Here is a 17022-nt window from a genome sequence, read left to right on the forward strand (position 1 = left end):
TTTGCGTAAGCGCAAGGTTCTTGGGGGGTAGTTGCATGCGCTTGGGTTCGAAGGCGAAGCTGACTGTCGGGATCGGCCTGGTCGCCGCATGCAGCTTTGCCGCGATGGGCATACGCGAACTGGCGAAACCGGAACGGGACGGATCCGATTTCGCCGCCCATGCGGCCGTGCAGAAGGACGTTGCCGTTCGCCCCCTGTTGGTCGTGACGACGCGTACGATCATGACCGGCGAAACGATCAGGGCGGACATGATCCGCAATGCCGCCGCCGATCCGGCCAAGTTTCCCACCGCCGTATCCGCTGCGGAAATCCTTGGAAAAGTGGCGGCTCAGGACATTCCCGCCAACTCCCTCATTCCGCGCGGCGCGTTGACGCAGGAAACCAAGCTGGCCATCCGCGTGCCGATCGGAATGCGGGCGATCAGCATCGACACGACCGCAGAGATTGCCGTGGCCGGCCTGATCCGGCCGGGCGATCAGGTGGACGTTCAGGTCGTATATCCGGGCGAAGATGCGATTACCGGCGCGCGCGGCAGTGGCCGCAGCGAGGCTCGGACCCTGCTGCAACTGGTTCCGGTGCTTGCCGTGGGTGATGTGGTCGTCGGCACGCCGGCCGGTTCCGGGATCACGGGAGAGGCAGCCGCACCGCCCCCGCCGGCGCGCACCGTGACACTGGCGCTGACGCCGGAGCAGGTGTCGCGCCTCTCGCTCGCGAAAAGTACCGGCGCGCTCTACCTTTCGCTGCGCAATCCGAAGGACACGGACGAAGTTGAACTGGCGGCGCAGGAAACTTCGCGCCCCGTCCCGCCGCCGCCGGCCGCAGTGCAACCGATGCAGGCCGCGAACATTCCGCAGAACCGTGCTCCAAGGCCGACGCCCCGTCCGGCACCTGCCGCACATGCCATCGAACTCGTGGTCGGCGGGAACAGCCAGACCATCTATTCCGGGAGCGCCGCCCAATGACAACGGCATCCAATCGCCTTGCCGCGTTCCGTTGCGGCGCACGTTTTGCGGTCCATTTCGCAGCCCATTTCGCGGCCCATTTTTCTGGTGCGGCTCTCCTCCTGCCGGTCCTCACGGTCTCTGCCCAGGCACAGGACATGGAAGGCAGGCGTGAAACCCTTCAGGCCAATGAGAAGCGGACCCTGTCCTTCCCGCGCGACATCGGCCGGATCGAGGTCAGCCGGGAAGGGGTGATCGCGGTTTCCGCGCCGACCTCGCGATCGCTCAAGGTCTCCGCCATCGGCGCGGGCGAAGCGCAACTGACGGTCTACGCCGCCGATGGCAGCGTGCTTGGCGAAACCGTTGTCGACGTGGGTGGCGCGCAATCGCCATCCGTCGCCGAAAAGTCAGGCTTCAAGCCGGGCGAAAAGGTCGTGGCGGTCGACGTGCAGTTTGCCGCGGTTTCCAGTTCGACGCTGAAGGCGCTGGGCTTCAGCTTTTCCAAGCTGGCGGGCGATCTTCAGGGCGCGGTGATCTCGCCCAGCACGCTGAACAGCTACAGCTTTACTGGCAGCGGGTTGAATGTCGATGCCTCGGCTCCGATCCAGAGCGCGTTCAACTTGTTCCTTTCATCGCCCAATCGGGGCATCGGCGCAGTGCTCAGCGCGCTTTCGTCGAACGGGCTTTCCCAGCTTCTTGCCCAGCCGACGCTGCTGGTCCGCTCTGGCGAGCAGGCCAGTTTCCTGGCGGGCGGAGAGTTTCCCGTGCCGGTGCCGCAGTCCTATGGCGGGTCGGGCAACACCATCTCGATCCAGTACAAGGAATTCGGAGTGCGGCTTTCGGTGACGCCCTATGTGCTCTCCCGGGATCACATCGTGCTCAAGCTGGCGCCCGAAGTCAGCGAGCTGGACTACAACAACGGCGTGCAGCTTCAGGGCTATACGGTGCCCGGCATCCGCCGCCGGTCGGCCGAGACCACGGTGGAACTGGGCAGCGGCCAGAGTTTCGTGATTGCCGGACTGAACTACAGCAATAGTGCCGTTTCCAAGGACAAGCTGCCGCTGCTGGGCGACATTCCGGTACTGGGCGCCTTCTTCAAGCGGCAGCAGAACCAGCAGGAACGGCAGGAACTGATCATCGTGGCGACGCCGCGCCTGGTGGAGGCCGATGCAGTGCCATCGACGGTGGCTTTGAAGACGGTCGACCCGTCCATCGGCGACATGATCCTGAATAGTGACGGCGTCGAGCAGGCGACAAGTTCCTTGGGAGTGGTGAGGCGCTGACATGGCCACAATCAGTCTTCTTTCCGTCGACCGCACGCTGGAGCGGCGGCTTTGCGAAGCCCTTGGCGAGCATGTCGCCGTTGAAATGATCCAGTCGCTGGAACTGGCGGACATGGCGGGCCCGGGTGTCGTGGTCATCGATCACGCCTCCGTCCCAGCGGAGCGTTCGCTGGCCTCTTCGATTGCGCAGGTCCTGCTTTCCGCGCCCGGACGCGGCGTGGTCGTCGCCACCGACGACATGCAGGCCGATCAGGTGCTCCAGGCGATCCGTGCCGGCGCGGCCGATGTGTTTTCCCGCAATGCGGACCAGAAGCACGTTTCGGAAGTGCTGACGCGCCTGCTCAACACCTCTCTGACCGCGCAGGGCCGGCTGGGCGGCCTGACCCTGGTGATCGGCAACGAACAGGAAGCCATGGCCATTCTGGCAAGCGACATGGCGCTGGCCCACAGCCGGAACGGTGCATCCTGCCTGCTGGTCGATTGCACGCTGCCCTGCAGCACGGCCGAGGCCTATCTCGACCTGAAGGTCGACTACGGCCTTGCCGCCGCGATTGCCGATATCGACCGCATGGACACCAGCCTGCTGTCCGACGCGCTGGCCCGCCATGAGGAGAGCGGCCTTTCGCTGCTGACCTTCGATGGCGGCACCGGCGCGGAACCGGCGGGCATCGGCCCCAACGACATCATTGGCCTTGTCCAGCTGCTGCGGGCCAACTTCGGGCAAGTGGTGCTGGGGGCTGGAAGCCTTCGCCATCCCGGGCTGCTGCGCGAACTGGCGTCGCAGGCAACGGCGGTGGAACTCGTCTGCAGCCAGTCCATCGGGGAGCTGGATTCCTGCCGTCGCCTGCTGGAGAAGATATCGCTCGATACCGCAACGGCGGCGCGCCTGCGCCTTCTGGTGTGGGATCACGATCCGCGCATCCTGCTCGATGGCCGCCGCATGGCCGATGCGCTTGGCATCAATCCGGTGATGGCGGTCCAGATCGACCGGGTGCGGGCGCGCAACGCGCTCAATGCCGGCAAGCCGATGATGCTGGATCAGGACGGCGGACCCTACGCGCAGGCGATCCGGCGGATCTGCAATATCGCGGTTCCGGCGAAAGGCAGCGTGATCGCCATCGATCGCATGCGCCGGGCGGTCCTGCGGCGGCTGGAGAAGACGGCATGAGCGTGCTGACCGCCGACGACGAAATGCTGCAGGGCGTGGGCGGATCACGCCGAACCTCGATGGTCCAGCCGACGTCCCAGCGGATGAGCGACAGCTATCAGGCGGTCAAGTCGATCACCTGCCAGCAGGTGATCGATCACCTTGAAACGCAGGGCGTGACGCCGGAAGGGCTTGACCAGCGCGCGCTGCGGCAGGAGATCGAGCAGGTCATCAGCAGCCGCAGTCGGCGCGGGCAACTGGCGCTCAACAGTGCCGAGCGGCTTCTGCTGATCGAAGATGTCGAGGACGAGGTGGTTGGGCTGGGCCCATTGGCGCCGCTCCTGCGCGATCCCGGCATCGACGATATTATCGTTAACGGCCCGCACACGATATATGTGGAACGCGCCGGCCTGCTCCAGCAGGTCGAGACGCGGTTTCGCGACGATGCCCACCTGATGAACATCATCCAGCGGATCGTCGGCCCGATCGGCCGCCGCGTGGACGAGGCGACGCCGTTCGTCGATGCCCGCCTTGCCGATGGATCGCGCGTGAACATCGTCATTCCCCCCGTTGCGCTGGACGGCCCGCTGGTATCGATCCGCAAGTTCCGCCTCCAGGCGCTGACGGTGGAGGACTGCGTCAACACCGGCGTCATGAGCGGGCCCATGGCTGCCTATCTTTCCAGCGCCGTCGCTTCCCGCCTCAATGTCCTGATCTGCGGGGGAACGGGCGCCGGCAAGTCTACCCTGCTCAACGTGCTGTCCGGCTGCATCGGTGACCGCGAGCGACTGGTCACCATCGAGGACGCGGCCGAGCTGCAATTGCGCCAGAACCATGTGGTTCGCCTTGAAACGCGCCCGCCCAATGTCGACGGCAGTCGAGAGGTCAGCGCGCGCGATCTGCTGCGAAATGCGCTGCGCATGCGCCCCGATCGCATCATCCTGGGCGAGGTGCGCGGGATAGAGGCGGTGGAGATGCTGCAGGCGATGTCCACCGGTCATGACGGCTCGATGGCGACGCTGCACGGCAATTCGCCGCGCGATGCGCTGGCCCGGCTGGAGATGCTGCTGGGTTTCGCCGGGCAACAGGGCGATATCCGTGCGATCCGCCGCTTCGTTGCCAACAGCGTTCACGTCATCGTCAACATTCAGCGACTGTCGAACGGTGCAAGGCGGGTGACGTCGGTATCCGAAGTGACCGGCGTGGAAGGCGACGCCTATTCGCTGAACGAACTGTTCCGCTTTGACGAACTGCCGCCGATGTCCGGCGAAGGCACTTTCCGCACGCTGTCTCCGCGCCCGTTCCATGCGGCCCGGCTGCGCGACTTCGTGATGCCGGGGACGAACGGGGCCGGCGCTGGAGCTGGTGCTGGAGCAGGGCCGAAGGCAGGGAACCTGGCGTGGTAAGGGCGGGCGCATATCTGTTGCTGGCCTTGCTGGCTCTGGGCGTCATGGCAGGATGCCTTCTGGCAGAACGGGCGCGCGATCTTGCCTCCATCGATCGTCGCCTGGCGCGGATGGCAGCCCCCCACGTTGGTGGCGCGCGGGCGGCGAACCGCGTTTCGGTGCCTGAGTACATCGCGCCGCTGCTGGCGCAGGCGCAGCTTGAAATCACCATGCAGGACTTGCGCATGGTGGCGCTGATCGCCTTGGCAGTTACGGGCGGATTGCTGCTGTTCGCCGGGCCAGTTGCGGCGCTGGCCGTCGTGGCGGCGGCGCCTGTCGCGGGCTGGTCATGGCTGCAGGGCCGCGCCCGCAAGCGGACGGAGGCGCTGACCGATGCGCTGCCGCTCTATCTCGATGGCGTGCGGCAGCTTCAGGCGGTGGGCAATTCGCTCTCGCAGGCGCTGGAACGCGCACTGGCGGACGCGCCGGAGATCGTGCGCAGCTATTTCGCGCCAACCGCGCGCAGGCTGGAGATGGGGGCGCCTGTCGCCGAAACCATGCAACATCTGGCCGATCGGCTGCGCATTCCGGAAGTTTCGATGCTGGCCGCCGCGATCCGCACCAACTTGCGGTTCGGCGGTTCGCTGGGGACCACGCTGACCAATCTTGCGGCTATCCTGCGGGAACGCGTGCGGATCCGCCGCGAACTGGCCGCCGCCACATCGGAATCGAGGATCAGCGCGCGCGTGCTGATCGTCATGCCCTTGCTGGCGATGATCCTGCTGGTGATGATGAACCCGGCCTACATCGATTTCTTCGTGCACGATGCACGCGGCCAGAAGCTGGCGACGGGCGCGATCGGGCTGGAATTGCTGGGCATCGTTATCGTGCGCCGGATGATGAGGCTGGAGTTCTGATGGTCTCCCCGGTCGCCATCGGCCTCTTCGGGCTCTCGCTTGCAGGCCTGGCCGCCGCCGTTGCCGGCGTGCGCCTGCTTCGCGCCGACGCCCACCTGCACCAGCGTATCCACGGCCATGCCGTTCAGCGGGTTTCCCCGGCGGCGCTGCCCTATCGCCTGCCCCGGCTCTTCGCGATGCGGGGGCGGGAGCGTGAGGAAGTGGAGCAGCGACTGCGCAAGGCGGGCTTCTTCGATCCCTCCGCGATCGAGGTTTTCGCCTGGCTGCGCGTGACGGCGGCGGCGGTGGCGGCACTGGTCAGCATGGTCGCTTGCCTTGCGATCACCGGCAATCCGTTCAAGCCGCTGCTGCCCACTTTCGCATCGGCCGGACTGACCTACATCGGTGCGAAATACGCGCTGCGCATGCGCGCTGCGGGGCGGGAGCGCGTCCTTACCGCCGAGTTTCCGTTCCTGCTGGACCTCATGCTGATGATGCTGGAAAGCGGCGTCTCCCTTGACCAGTGCTTTCGCGCCATCGCCCGTGAGGAACACGTGGCAGTGCCACATCATGCCCGTCTCGTCGGCATGCTGGTGGAGGATCTCGATCGCGGGCAGGACTATCAGCTGGCGTTCGATCGTTGGGCCGGCCGCGTGGGCGTGATCGGATCGCGCGAACTGGCGACAGTGTTCCGCCAGTCGCTCTTTCACGGGATGGAACTGGTGCCGGCCCTGCGCGAATTCGTGCGCGAGTTCTCGCAGCGCCGCGTTGCGCGTGCGCGCGAGGCGATCGGCGCGATCACGGTGCGGATGGTGATCCTCATGCTGGTGTTCTTCATGCCGGCCCTGTTCATCGTGCTGGCAGGACCGCCGGTCGCCGCGATCTTCGACACGCTACGGAGTACCGCCCCATGATGCATTCCCGACGTGCAGCCGCGCTGCTGGTGCCGCTTCTCATGGGGCTTGGCGGGCAGTCGGCGTTGGCGGCGGCCCGCGCGTCCGCAGCGGAAGCGCTTGGAGAACCGACGGGGCAGGGATCGACCCGCACCCTCTACCTTTCGCTGATCCGACAGGCGCGCGCAGACGGGCGGACGCGGGCGGCGCTGGCCTATCTGGACGATTTCGATCGCCAGTATCCCCGCGACCGCGAGGCGCTGGTCCTGCGGGTGAACTGCCTGCTGGATCTTGGTCAGACGGGCGAGGCGCAGAATGTCCTGAAGCGCATTCCGCCGAACGATCAGAGCGGTGAGGTGCTGGAAATCCGCGGCCATGTCGCGGCGGCTCTGGGCGACTGGATGCAGGCGGCGCGCGATTACGGCGCCGCGCTGGAGGCCAGTCCGACCAGTCCGCTGATCGGCAACGCGCTTGGCTATGCACGGTTGCGGTGCGGCCAGACGGGAGAGGCGGTGGAAGCGTTGCGGGCAGCCCACGATCTGGCGCCGTCCGAAGCCGTCATCCGCAACAATCTTGCCCTTGCCCTGACCATGGCCGGGCGCGGGACCGAGGCCGACGCCCTGCTTTCCGCGATCCGCGACGCCGGGGCGAGGGCCCGCATCCGCCATGAAATCACCAGCGAGGCGGCAATGCTCGGGATGGCCACGCACGGTGAGGGCGGAGCCGATGCGAGCGCCGCCCATGGCTAGCCGCATGCCCCGCACCATGTTTCAGCGGCCCTTCCGGTGCGCGAACGCAAGCGCGCCGTTCTGGAGGCGACTGGCGGGCGATCGCTCCGGCGTGGTTGGCCCGGCCGTGGCGGTTCTCAGCGTTTCGCTGCTGGCGACGGCGGGGATCGCGCTCGACGTTGGGCTCTACCACCTTGGAAATCGGGATTTGCGCGCGGCGACCGAAGCGGCGGCGCTCGCAGCCGCGATGGACCCGCTGCAGGCCGATGCGCGTGCCCGCGCCTATCTGGTGAAGAACGGCTACGACGCATCCGTGCTCAAGTCGGTGACGATCGGCCGCTATTGCGCCGATGCAGCGCTGGATTCGGCCGCTCGCTTTGATCCGACATTCGTGCGCTGCCCCGGCAATGGACAGGCGACGGCGGTGAAGATCGTGACCGGCAAGGCCAGTCGCCGCTTCCTCACCGGCATCCTCGGCAAAGCGAGTCCGGTCCCGGACCTTGCCGCCACGGCAACGGCGGCCCGGGTCGACGAGGCGGGGCTGGGCGTCACATCCGGCCTGCTGACGGTTTCCAACCCGCTGGTGAATGTCGTCAACGATCTGCTCGGCGCGTTGCTGGGCATCAAGCTGCGCCTTTCCACCGCCGATATCGAAGGGATGATGCAGGGCGACGTCGATGCCGGCCTGTTCTTCGATGCACTGGCCGCCCGTATCGGGAAGACCGGTACTTACGGAGAACTGGTGCAAGGCTCCTACGGTTTGCAGGACATCGCGCTCGCGGCCGCAAGCGCCAGCCCCAGCGCGGCCACGCAGGCGGGCTTGCGCTCCTTCGCCGGGCAAGTCGGCAATGGCTACAAGGTGCCGCTGTCGGGCCTGTTCGGCTTGGGCGTATGGAAGAACATGCCGGTGGGCGAGGCGAACGTGAAGCCGGCGCTGCGCGCAGGGCTGAACGCCTATCAGCTGATATCCTACGCCGTACAGTCCGGCCCGGCGGCGATCGACTTGTCCAACCTTGTGCAACTGGCCCTTCCCGCCGCGACCGTGAGGGTGGCGGCAGTGGCCACGGGGCTGGGCGATCGCCCGCGCTTTTCGTTCGGCCCGGCAGGCGAGACGCGGGCCGGCACGGCCGAGGTACGGCTGCAGATCAATGTCGACACCGGCAAGATTCCCTTGCTGGGCAGCCCCGTGCGGGTCCAACTGCCGATACTGGTGGATGTGGAGGCGGCGGGCGCGGAGATCGCGTCGATCGATTGCGCGAACTCGGCCGAACAGTCGAGCGATACGCGGGTCACGGTCTCTGCTTATTCCGGGCTGGTCAATGCTTATATCGGCACGGTTCCCGCCAATGCCGTCAGCCGCGCGATGCCCGAAATCCGGGACCAGGATGTGCAGCAGGCGCGGATCGTCGATGTGCTGGGCCTCCTCACCGTGGATGCCCGGGCCATCGTCCAGCCGGTTGTCGGCGCGCAGAACGCCACGATGGTGTTCGGGCCGGGCGGTGCAGGCACGATCGGTACGCCATCGGTGCCGGGCATGCCTGCCAGCGTGGGCAACACCGCGCAAGTCGCCCCGCTGCTGAGCACGCTTACGGACAGCCTGATGGCGCCCAACGGATTGCAGATCAAGGTCCTCCAGCTCTGCGGCCCGCTCCTTTGCGACAGCACGCCGGTGCGCCAGCAGCTACTTTCCACTCTGCTCGATCCGGTCACCGGAGTGGTTGGCACGGTCGTGGATCCTCTGCTCGACCGTGTGCTTGCGGCGCTCGGAATCCAGCTTGGCCATAACACCGTGTGGGTCACCGGCGCGCGCTGCGGCGTTCCCGTGCTGATCTAACATCGCGAGATCCGGTGCCGCGCCGCCTCCACGCAGCACCGGGAAGGCAATGGAGGCAAATGGGGAGAAATCCGATGAAGGACATGGTTCTCAACTTCCTAATCCGCCTCAAGACCGACGAACGCGGGCTTACCGCCGTGGAATACGCCGTGCTCGGCGGTATCGTGGTGGCCGCGATTTCCGCCGTGGGGGAGGATTTCACAAAAAATCTCAGCAACGCGTTCGCTAACCTCTTCTGACCTTCGGGGAGCGTCACGCGATGCGCACGTCGGCCCGCGCCATCGGTCGATTGCTGGGATGCACGCAAGGGATGGCAGCGCTGGAGTTCGCTTTTCTGGCTCCGGCACTGCTGCTCCTTGCATTCGGCATCATCATCTACTCGATCTACTTCAGCGCCCTGATTGGCGTGCGCCAGGCGGCATCGGAAGGTGCGCGCGCCGCGGTTGCCGGCCTGTCCACCAGCGAGCGGACAAGCCTGGCAACCGCGCGCGCGGCAGCGGTGATGAAAAACTACAGCACGATCCTTGGCGGCAGCAGCGATCCGGTGATCTCTGCAAGCGTGGACGGTACCGGCGTCTTCAAGGTGGAAGTGCGCTACGACATGAGCAGCAGCCCGATCATGCGTTACGGCAAGCTGGTACCGCTGCCGTCACCGAACCTTACTGCGAGTGTCTCAGTAATTAACGGAGGTTATTGAGATGGATGGTGTGGCTAGTCTACGCCTTGCCGTGCTCATCCTGCTTTTATTGCCGATCGTGGTTTTGCCTTGGGAAGGACGGCGCCCGCCGGCCGCCATTTATGCGATCCTTGCGACGATTGGAGCCCTATTTGCGTTCACCTGCAATGGTTTGGATGGCGCCGCGATGAATATTGGGTCAGGTTTGGCCTGCCTGATCCTGCTTTTGATGAGCGTTTCTGCGATCCGATCCGCCACTGGTTTGCAAATCTTGACCGGCGGACAGATTAAACTTCTGTCATCGGGCGCAATCTGGCTCGGAACAATCGGGTCATTGGCTATGATAACACTAACGGGAGCAGTTCTATTCACGATAGCAATCTTTCATAGGGTGAAAGGCATCGCGCATAGGCCTGATACCGGTGCGGTAGCTGCTGCTATGATACTTTGTGTCGGGGTGGGACAACTGATGTTTCTTGCCTAGATCAAGTTCTGGGAGGTCGTCACGCTGCATGAATGAAATGACACCGAGCTGGCGGACAAGATTGGGTGCAATTCTCGATCCCACGGGTGGCGTGGCCAATCGTCCTGCGGAAGAGGAAATCGTCGACAGCGTTTCCGGCGAAACCGTCCTGATCGTCGACGACGATGCCGACTGGTGCGCGGAATGCGCATTCAGTCTTCGCACGATGGGGTATGTGCCGATCGTCGCGAACAGTCCGTGCGAGGCGGAAAGCCTTTACGCCGCACACGAAGTCGCGATCGCGATCGTGGACTACAACATGCCGGGGCAGGACGGGATCTCGCTGATCTACGACCTTGCGCACGAGGCTGAAATTCGCGGCCGGCGGCTGCAGTTCATCATGGTCAGCGGCTATGCCAGCAAGGATGTCGCCATCGATGCGATGCGCGCTTCGGCAGTCGATTTCCTGGAGAAGCCGGTGCTGCAGGCGGACCTGCGGCGCGCCTTGCAGCGCACCAAGGGATTGCGCGACACACCGGCCGCGCGGGAAGGCCTGCTGGGGAAGATCAGCGACCTGAGCCATGAATTGCGCAGCCTGGCACAATTGCTCGACGAGCCGTCGGCGCGGGGTAGCGGCGTCGATGCCGGGGAAGGGCCGATCGGTCCGGCGCAAGCAACGGTTCGGATCGAACGCAGCCACGAGCCTGGCGAACTGGCGGTCTATATTCGCGACATCCTGCGCAAGGAAGCCAAGCGTCGGGAGATCGGCGGGGGCGAACTGTTCGGCGATCCGGCTTGGGAAATGCTGCTGGACTTGCTGCTCGCCAAGATTGAAGGACGCCTTGTTGCCGTTTCCAGCGCCTGCATTGCATCGGGCGCGCCGATGAGCACGGCCCTGCGCCTGGTCCGCCGCCTGGTGGCGGAAGGGGTCTTGTGCCGGTTGCCGGACGAACACGATCGCCGTCGGCATTTCCTGGCCATCAATCCGAAATTCGAACAGCCGTTGACGAGTTATCTTTCCGAACAGCTGGGCGCCAGAAAGGCCATGGCGGGGCAATAACACCCCTGCGGCCATCGAGGGGCCGGGGCCGGCATTCCGTCAGAACCAGGCGTTGAACGTCGCGATGGCGGTATGTCCGGCGTCTGTCGGATGCCCTAGAGCGTTTTCTAATCAGGTGGAATCACTTGATGACTCGGAAAACGTGGAAAACCAAAAACTTAGAGCAGCTGGTCCGATGCAATCGGATCGGAAAATGCTCTAGTGCTCGTTGAACATGTTCTGCGCCATCCAAAGTGCTCCGGCATGTTGGGTGGCGCTTGCCGGTATTGAATTCCCAAAATCCACCGATCATGCCGCCCGAAAACAGGCGCGGCATCATCCGGGTTATCGTTATGGGCCGAAAGCCTATTTTGGGCGGCTATTATATTACGGCAGAATCATCTATTCCGGAAAATGCGAAAACTTGATGATGAGAGGGCCTGTTATGATGGTGACGTCTCGAATGCTTCGCATCTCGATTGGATTGGACCGTAAGGCAAGGCGACCGTTATGGTGCGCGGCCATGGCGGGGGTGATGCTGCTGAACCTGGGCGGCATGCCAGCCGCCTCGGCCCAGACGACTGCCCCGCCAAGCGCACCGACGGACATCGTCATCCAGAACGTGCGCATTTTCGACGGGAAGGCGCCTGTACTTTCCGCCCCTTCCAATGTCCTGATCCACGGCAACATCATTACGCGCATTTCGCGGGATGCCATTTCCGCACCGGCCGGCGGGCTGGTGATCGATGGTGGCGGGCGCACATTGATGCCTGGGCTGATCGACGCGCACTGGCATGCGATGCTGATCCGCGGCACGCCGGAACAGATGATTTTCGGCGATGTCGGCTATACCAACATTCTCGGCGCGGCAGAGGCCCAGGCAACGCTGATGCGTGGCTTTACGACCATTCGCGATGTTGGCGGGCCCGTTTTCGGCCTCAAGCAGGCGATCGATGACGGGATCGTTTCTGGGCCGCGCATCTTCCCGTCCGGCGCGATGATCACGGTGACCAGCGGCCACGGCGATTTTCGCCAGCTGTCCGAATTGCCGCGCAGCCAGGGCCAGCTCGCCCGCATGGAGGAATTGGGCGGCAGCGCCGTGGCCGACAGCCCGGACGAGGTGCGCCTGCGCACGCGTGAGCAGCTTATGCAGGGCGCTTCGCAGATCAAGCTGACGGCCGGTGGCGGCGTGTCGTCGCCCTTCAGCCCGATCGACGCGGTGACTTTCACGGAACCCGAAGTGCGTGCGGCCGTCGAAGCGGCGGAGAACTGGGGCACCTACGTTACCGTTCATGCCTTCACTGTCCCGGCGATACGGCAGGCGATCTCCGCCGGTGTGAAGTGCATCGAACATGGCTACCTGATGGATGACGCAACCGCGAAGCTGATGGCCGAGAAGGGCATCTGGCTGAGCACGCAGCCGCTGCCCGATGAATTGCGGCAGGCGTTCCCGGAAGGCACCACGCAGCGTGAAAAGGCCGACGAAGTCTGGCCGGGTATCGACCGGACATATCAGTTGGCAAGGAAGTATCATCTGAAGACCGCGTTCGGGACGGACGTGCTGTTTTCGGCCGAACTCGCCCGGATGCAGGGGGCCATTCTGGCTTCACTGGTCCGGTGGTACAGCCCGGCCGAAGTGCTGGCCATGGCCACTGGTACCAATGCCGAACTGCTGGAAATGTCCGGCAAGCGTGATCCCTATTACCCGAACCACATCGGCGTCGTTCAGGAAGGCGCGCTGGCGGACCTTTTGTTGGTGGATGGCGATCCCATCCAGAACATCAAGTTGGTCGCTGATCCGGACAAGTCCTTCGTGATGATCATGAAGGACGGCAAGATCTACAAGAATACACTGGCGCACTGAGTTACAGTGCGTGGGTATGAGAATGGGGGCGCTGTCGCCAGCGCCCCCATTCTATTTTCGACGCTCCCTCTGCAAACGCATCGGGGCTTTGCCTCGAATGGCTGCTCAGCGTTGCATGTGAAGCGTTCGGGGATCGAAGCGCTGTACTTCGAAGACATTCGCCGATCGCCGAAATACCACCGTTCCGCGCGCGAAGTCGACGGCCACCACGTTCAATGCTTCCCCGGGCTTCCTGGCCCCGGCCGCATAATAGTTGTTCAGCAATGTCGTACCGATCACGCCGGAGACGGTGTTTCCGCCGACGGCGCGCTTTTCCACTGCGGCGCGGGTCGGGGCATCGAGCTGGGCGAGCATTGCCCGTTCGAATGCCGAGGGCGCGGCTGCCATCGCGGGTACGGAAGAAACCATCACGGCAAGGGCAACCGGCGCTGCGGCTGCTTTGGCGATCTTGGAAAGATGGAACGGCATTGACTACTCCTTCCTTGGGGGGACGGTCGCGCAATCGCTTTCTCGATAATGGAATGCGGGGCCGATCCGGTGGATCAGTGGGTCACACGGGCGTTCTCTGACGTGCCGGACAGTCGCACGCGATCGCCGACGCGGAAGTCCCGGGGGTCGCCGGGCTGCACGATAGCTACGTCATCGCCGGAATCGAGGTGAAGGGTAATCTCGATGCCCGCCGTGCGGGATGAGCCTTGAAGCGCGCTGCCGACCGCACCGCCGACGACCGCGCCAGCCACACCGCCGGCGACATTCGCCGCAGCGCTGCTGCCGATCTGGCTGCCGCCAATCGCACCCAGCGCGCCGCCGGTGAGCGTGCCCAACCGGGTTTCGCCGGGCCGAATATCAACGGGGCGGATCGCTGTGACTTGTCCGAACTGTACTTGCGCAACCTGCCCCACTTCGTTCTGGGAGAAGGAGGATACACCGGGCTTCGGTGTGCAACCGCCCAGAATTACAACGGAAATCGTGGCGCATGCGAAAGTGATTCCAAGCGTTTTCATGATTTCATCCCTACCAGAATGAATGAATACGGCGGTGGCATCCTATGGCGGCTGACGCTTTTGCATCCCAGTCCGTCCAGCGAACAACTTGTGCGCTGCAAGTTAGCCAACGCAAATAAGTCACGCGACTCGCACGAATTGATCGTCAGATCGTATAACACCATGGCGCAATCATAGAAAGGACTGTGAGAATATTGCTTTATTTCTTCGAATCACGCCGCATTCATCGAAAATCACCTGCGCGCGAAGGGTGGTCAGGAGGATGCCCATGCCGCTCGTTGCCTCCCCCACAGTTTCCCGCCATCGCGGTATGTTATTATCGGCGCGAGGGCGCTGGCAGGCTTGCGCGGCATCGGGAGCGCCCGGGATATCCGCGTTAGTGGACAGTATGCATCCGCCCGCGCGGAATTCGGCCGGTTTCAGGCTTCGGCCCCGTTGCGGAGATTGACGATTGGATGCCCGTTACGGGATCGGATCAGTCCGTTTCGGATCCCGCGACTTCGATGGTCGTCGGCACCGGAATGTGTGCGCTGGCGCGGGTCTTTCAGACCCGCGCAATACGGAAGCCGGATATCGACCCAGGTGTCTTTGCATTCGCGAAGGCGGGCTTCGGCGATTACATGGGGTTTCTGTCCGCATTCCGCTATCGGCTTGGGTCGATACTTGGAAACCTGTTCTACTGGGGCTGATCGGTACCGCTTTCGGCAAGTTCTTCCCGTTCTTCGGTGATGGAAGTTCCGCAGCGGCCATTGCCGTCTCACTACTGGGCATCCGGAGCTTTGACTTCATGATCCTGCGCAGGATTGAACAGGTGACCTCTGTCAACCTGATCGCCCGCTGCTCAACACGCTCTACACCGCGACACGACATGCTGGACCGAAAAATCGCGGGATAGGAAATCGGCGGCCTGTGCGCTAACGCTATGGAATGGATCAAGTTGGCGCGATCGTCGTGGGGGCAGGGGTAGTCGGCCTGGCGGTCGCGCGTGCGCTGGCGCTTGAGGGGCACGAGGTGGTTGTCCTTGAGCGTGAGCGGCAATTCGGCACCATTACCTCTTCCCGCAACAGCGGCGTCATCCACGCCGGGCTCTACTATCCCGACGGTTCGCTCAAGGCCCGGCTGTGCGTGCAGGGCCGCCATCTTCTCTACGACTTTTGCGAGAGGCACGGCGTTCCCCACCGGCGCTGCGGCAAGCTGATCGTCGCCACGACAGAGTCGGAACTGCCCGCGCTCGACGCGGTGATGGCGCGCGGCGCTGCCGCCGGAGTGGACGATCTCGTGCGCCTCTCGCCCGCCGATGCCCGCGCGATAGAGCCGGAACTGACCTGCGTGGGGGCCATCCATTCCCCGTCGAGCGGGATCGTCGACCAGCACGACTTGATGCTGGCGCTGCTGGGTGAGGCGGAGGCGCATGGCGCGATGCTGGTATGCGATGCCGCCGTCAGCAGTATCACGCGCATCGGCTCCCGCTGGCGGATGCGGATCGGCGAAACCGAACTGGAGGCGCCCGTCGTCGTCAATGCAGCGGGCCTTGGTGCACAGGATCTGGCAAGCACGATAGACGCTCTCGACCCGGCGCTGGTGCCTCCGCTTCACTATGCCAAGGGGTGCTATTTTTCCTACGCCGGGCGCGTGCCCTTCACCCGGCTGATCTATCCGGTTCCGGGCCCGGCGAGCCTCGGCACCCACTTCACGCTGGACCTTGGCGGACAGGCGCGTTTCGGGCCAGACATTCACTGGGTGGAAGATATCGACTATACGGTCGATCCCGCGTTGAAGCCTGAATTTCTGGCAGCCGCGCGCCGCATCTGGCCCGATGCCGAGGAAGACCGGCTGCAGCCCTCCTATGCCGGCATCCGGCCCAAGCTGGCCGGTCCCGGAATGGCGACGCGGGACTTCGTGCTGCAGGGGGAAGAGGCCCATGGCCTTTCCGGGTTGGTCAATCTCTTCGGAATTGAATCGCCGGGGCTGACTGCCTCGCTCGCCATCGGGGCGCAGGTCTCCGCAATGATCGGCAAGCCTTGATGCGGCGTTTTCGACGGGCTCCGCGAAAACTGTTAGACCTCAGCGCGTTCTACCGTATTCTCGGCGCGAGAACAGAAAGCACGATCGACCGTTCCGGGCCGCATAACGATCGCCATTCGCCGTACCTTTTTCAGTCACAGGAACACGCATGATGCTTTCTTCCAGGCATTTTTCGTTTGCGATGCTCGGACTTCTGCTTGCCGCACCGGTAGGGGTTCTGGCGCCCGGCATAGCGATGGCGCAACCGGCATCGGGTGAGGTACCGGAGGGGTTCTCCTTCGCGCCGGATGGAACCACCCTGATCCACGTCGCAAGCGGTCTGCGCTTTCCCGCCCGGTTCAAGGGCTTCACGCGGCTGAAGGAACAGGCCACCGATCCCAGCGGGCAGTACGTGGCGATCAGCTACGATCATCCGTTGAAAGGCGGAAAGGACCACCTGCTGGTGCGTTTCGCTGTCGTGCAGATTGAAGACATGTCCGCGCGCGATCACTACGTGATCATGCGGCAGGCGGCGATGTCGCACTTCTCCGCGCCTTCGGTCGCCGCCGAGGGTCCGGTGAAGATTCCGAACAATCCCAGCCTGGACGCCTATCGCGGAACCTTCAACGGGTTCCGCGATAACCAGCCCTGGCGCTTCAGCCTGACGACCGTGAATTACGGCCGCTGGAGCGGCAGGATGACCGCCGCCTATCCGCAGGCCGATGCCGCCGAGGCAGAGCAGCATCTTGCCGTCCTGCTGGCCGAAGTCCGGTCGCAGACGCCCAAGGTGCTTGGCAAGTAATCGACGGTTTTGAGTGATTGTCGCGAACGCGGCCCGGTGATCCAGGGCCGCGTTCGTTTGTGC

General features: G+C 64.2%; 18 protein-coding genes. 16 read left to right on the plus strand and 2 right to left on the minus strand.

Translation table 11 applies throughout. The features are described from left to right. The first annotated feature begins 35 nt into the window (after nt 1-35). From cpaB to WBP07_RS31285, 13 genes are all read left to right on the plus strand, one after another. Entirely contained in the window at nt 36-962 is a 927-nt protein-coding gene (gene cpaB / locus WBP07_RS31225) for a Flp pilus assembly protein CpaB (protein ID WP_395397130.1), read from the plus strand. Then, nucleotides 959-2224: a type II and III secretion system protein family protein gene (locus tag WBP07_RS31230; RefSeq protein ID WP_395397131.1), complete on the plus strand. Its 1266-nt coding sequence runs from the start codon at nt 959-961 to the stop codon at nt 2222-2224. Before cpaB ends, WBP07_RS31230 begins: the two co-directional genes overlap by 4 nt. 1 nt (nt 2225) lies before the next feature. Next, nucleotides 2226-3392 carry a CpaE family protein gene (locus tag WBP07_RS31235; RefSeq protein ID WP_395397132.1) on the plus strand — a complete coding sequence of 389 codons (1167 nt, stop codon included), beginning with the start codon at nt 2226-2228 and terminating at the stop codon, nt 3390-3392. Continuing rightward, nucleotides 3389-4777 (plus strand): CpaF family protein, encoded by a 1389-nt coding sequence (locus WBP07_RS31240; RefSeq protein WP_395397133.1) that lies wholly within the window; start codon nt 3389-3391, stop codon nt 4775-4777. The genes WBP07_RS31235 and WBP07_RS31240 overlap by 4 nt, the downstream gene beginning before the upstream one ends. After that, nucleotides 4771-5673, plus strand: coding sequence for a type II secretion system F family protein (locus WBP07_RS31245; protein WP_395397134.1), 903 nt, complete (start codon nt 4771-4773; stop codon nt 5671-5673). Before WBP07_RS31240 ends, WBP07_RS31245 begins: the two co-directional genes overlap by 7 nt. Continuing rightward, complete coding sequence (locus WBP07_RS31250) at nt 5673-6566, plus strand: type II secretion system F family protein (protein WP_395397135.1); 894 nt, start codon at nt 5673-5675, stop codon at nt 6564-6566. The genes WBP07_RS31245 and WBP07_RS31250 overlap by 1 nt, the downstream gene beginning before the upstream one ends. Then, nucleotides 6563-7294, plus strand: coding sequence for a tetratricopeptide repeat protein (locus WBP07_RS31255; protein WP_395397136.1), 732 nt, complete (start codon nt 6563-6565; stop codon nt 7292-7294). Before WBP07_RS31250 ends, WBP07_RS31255 begins: the two co-directional genes overlap by 4 nt. Nucleotides 7295-7310: 16 nt before the next feature. Next, nucleotides 7311-9107: a hypothetical protein gene (locus WBP07_RS31260; RefSeq protein WP_395397137.1), complete on the plus strand. Its 1797-nt coding sequence runs from the start codon at nt 7311-7313 to the stop codon at nt 9105-9107. Nucleotides 9108-9181: 74 nt separating this feature from the next. Beyond that, nucleotides 9182-9346: a Flp family type IVb pilin gene (locus tag WBP07_RS31265; RefSeq protein ID WP_395397138.1), complete on the plus strand. Its 165-nt coding sequence runs from the start codon at nt 9182-9184 to the stop codon at nt 9344-9346. Between the two features lie 20 nt (nt 9347-9366). Further along, nucleotides 9367-9804, plus strand: a complete 438-nt coding sequence (locus tag WBP07_RS31270; RefSeq protein WP_395397139.1) for a TadE/TadG family type IV pilus assembly protein — start codon at nt 9367-9369, stop codon at nt 9802-9804. A 31-nt stretch (nt 9805-9835) separates the two neighbouring features. Further along, on the plus strand, nt 9836-10267 hold the full coding sequence (locus tag WBP07_RS31275; RefSeq protein WP_395397140.1) for a hypothetical protein: 432 nt from the start codon (nt 9836-9838) through the stop codon (nt 10265-10267). 61 nt (nt 10268-10328) lie between these two features. Then, on the plus strand, nt 10329-11306 hold the full coding sequence (locus WBP07_RS31280; protein WP_395397141.1) for a response regulator: 978 nt from the start codon (nt 10329-10331) through the stop codon (nt 11304-11306). Between the two features lie 502 nt (nt 11307-11808). After that, nucleotides 11809-13149 carry an amidohydrolase family protein gene (locus WBP07_RS31285; RefSeq protein ID WP_395397142.1) on the plus strand — a complete coding sequence of 447 codons (1341 nt, stop codon included), beginning with the start codon at nt 11809-11811 and terminating at the stop codon, nt 13147-13149. A 105-nt stretch (nt 13150-13254) separates the two neighbouring features. Here the strand turns inward: WBP07_RS31285 and WBP07_RS31290 are convergent, their stop codons facing one another. Further along, on the minus strand, nt 13255-13617 hold the full coding sequence (locus WBP07_RS31290; protein ID WP_395397143.1) for a hypothetical protein: 363 nt from the start codon (nt 13615-13617) through the stop codon (nt 13255-13257). A 74-nt stretch (nt 13618-13691) separates the two neighbouring features. After that, the gene (locus WBP07_RS31295) at nt 13692-14153 is read right to left on the minus strand and encodes a hypothetical protein (protein WP_395397144.1); all 462 of its coding nucleotides are present in this window, start codon (nt 14151-14153) and stop codon (nt 13692-13694) included. Between the two features lie 503 nt (nt 14154-14656). Between WBP07_RS31295 and WBP07_RS31300 the strand changes: the two genes are divergently transcribed. From WBP07_RS31300 to WBP07_RS31310, 3 genes are all read left to right on the plus strand, one after another. Beyond that, nucleotides 14657-14842, plus strand: a complete 186-nt coding sequence (locus WBP07_RS31300) for a hypothetical protein (RefSeq protein ID WP_395397145.1) — start codon at nt 14657-14659, stop codon at nt 14840-14842. A gap of 238 nt (nt 14843-15080) precedes the next feature. Then, on the plus strand, nt 15081-16178 hold the full coding sequence (locus tag WBP07_RS31305) for an NAD(P)/FAD-dependent oxidoreductase (RefSeq protein ID WP_395397146.1): 1098 nt from the start codon (nt 15081-15083) through the stop codon (nt 16176-16178). Between the two features lie 181 nt (nt 16179-16359). Further along, nucleotides 16360-16959: a hypothetical protein gene (locus WBP07_RS31310; protein WP_395397147.1), complete on the plus strand. Its 600-nt coding sequence runs from the start codon at nt 16360-16362 to the stop codon at nt 16957-16959. The last annotated feature ends 63 nt before the right edge of the window (nt 16960-17022 follow it).

The sequence above is a fragment of the Novosphingobium oxfordense genome, assembly GCF_044029435.1.
Taxonomy (GTDB): domain Bacteria; phylum Pseudomonadota; class Alphaproteobacteria; order Sphingomonadales; family Sphingomonadaceae; genus Novosphingobium.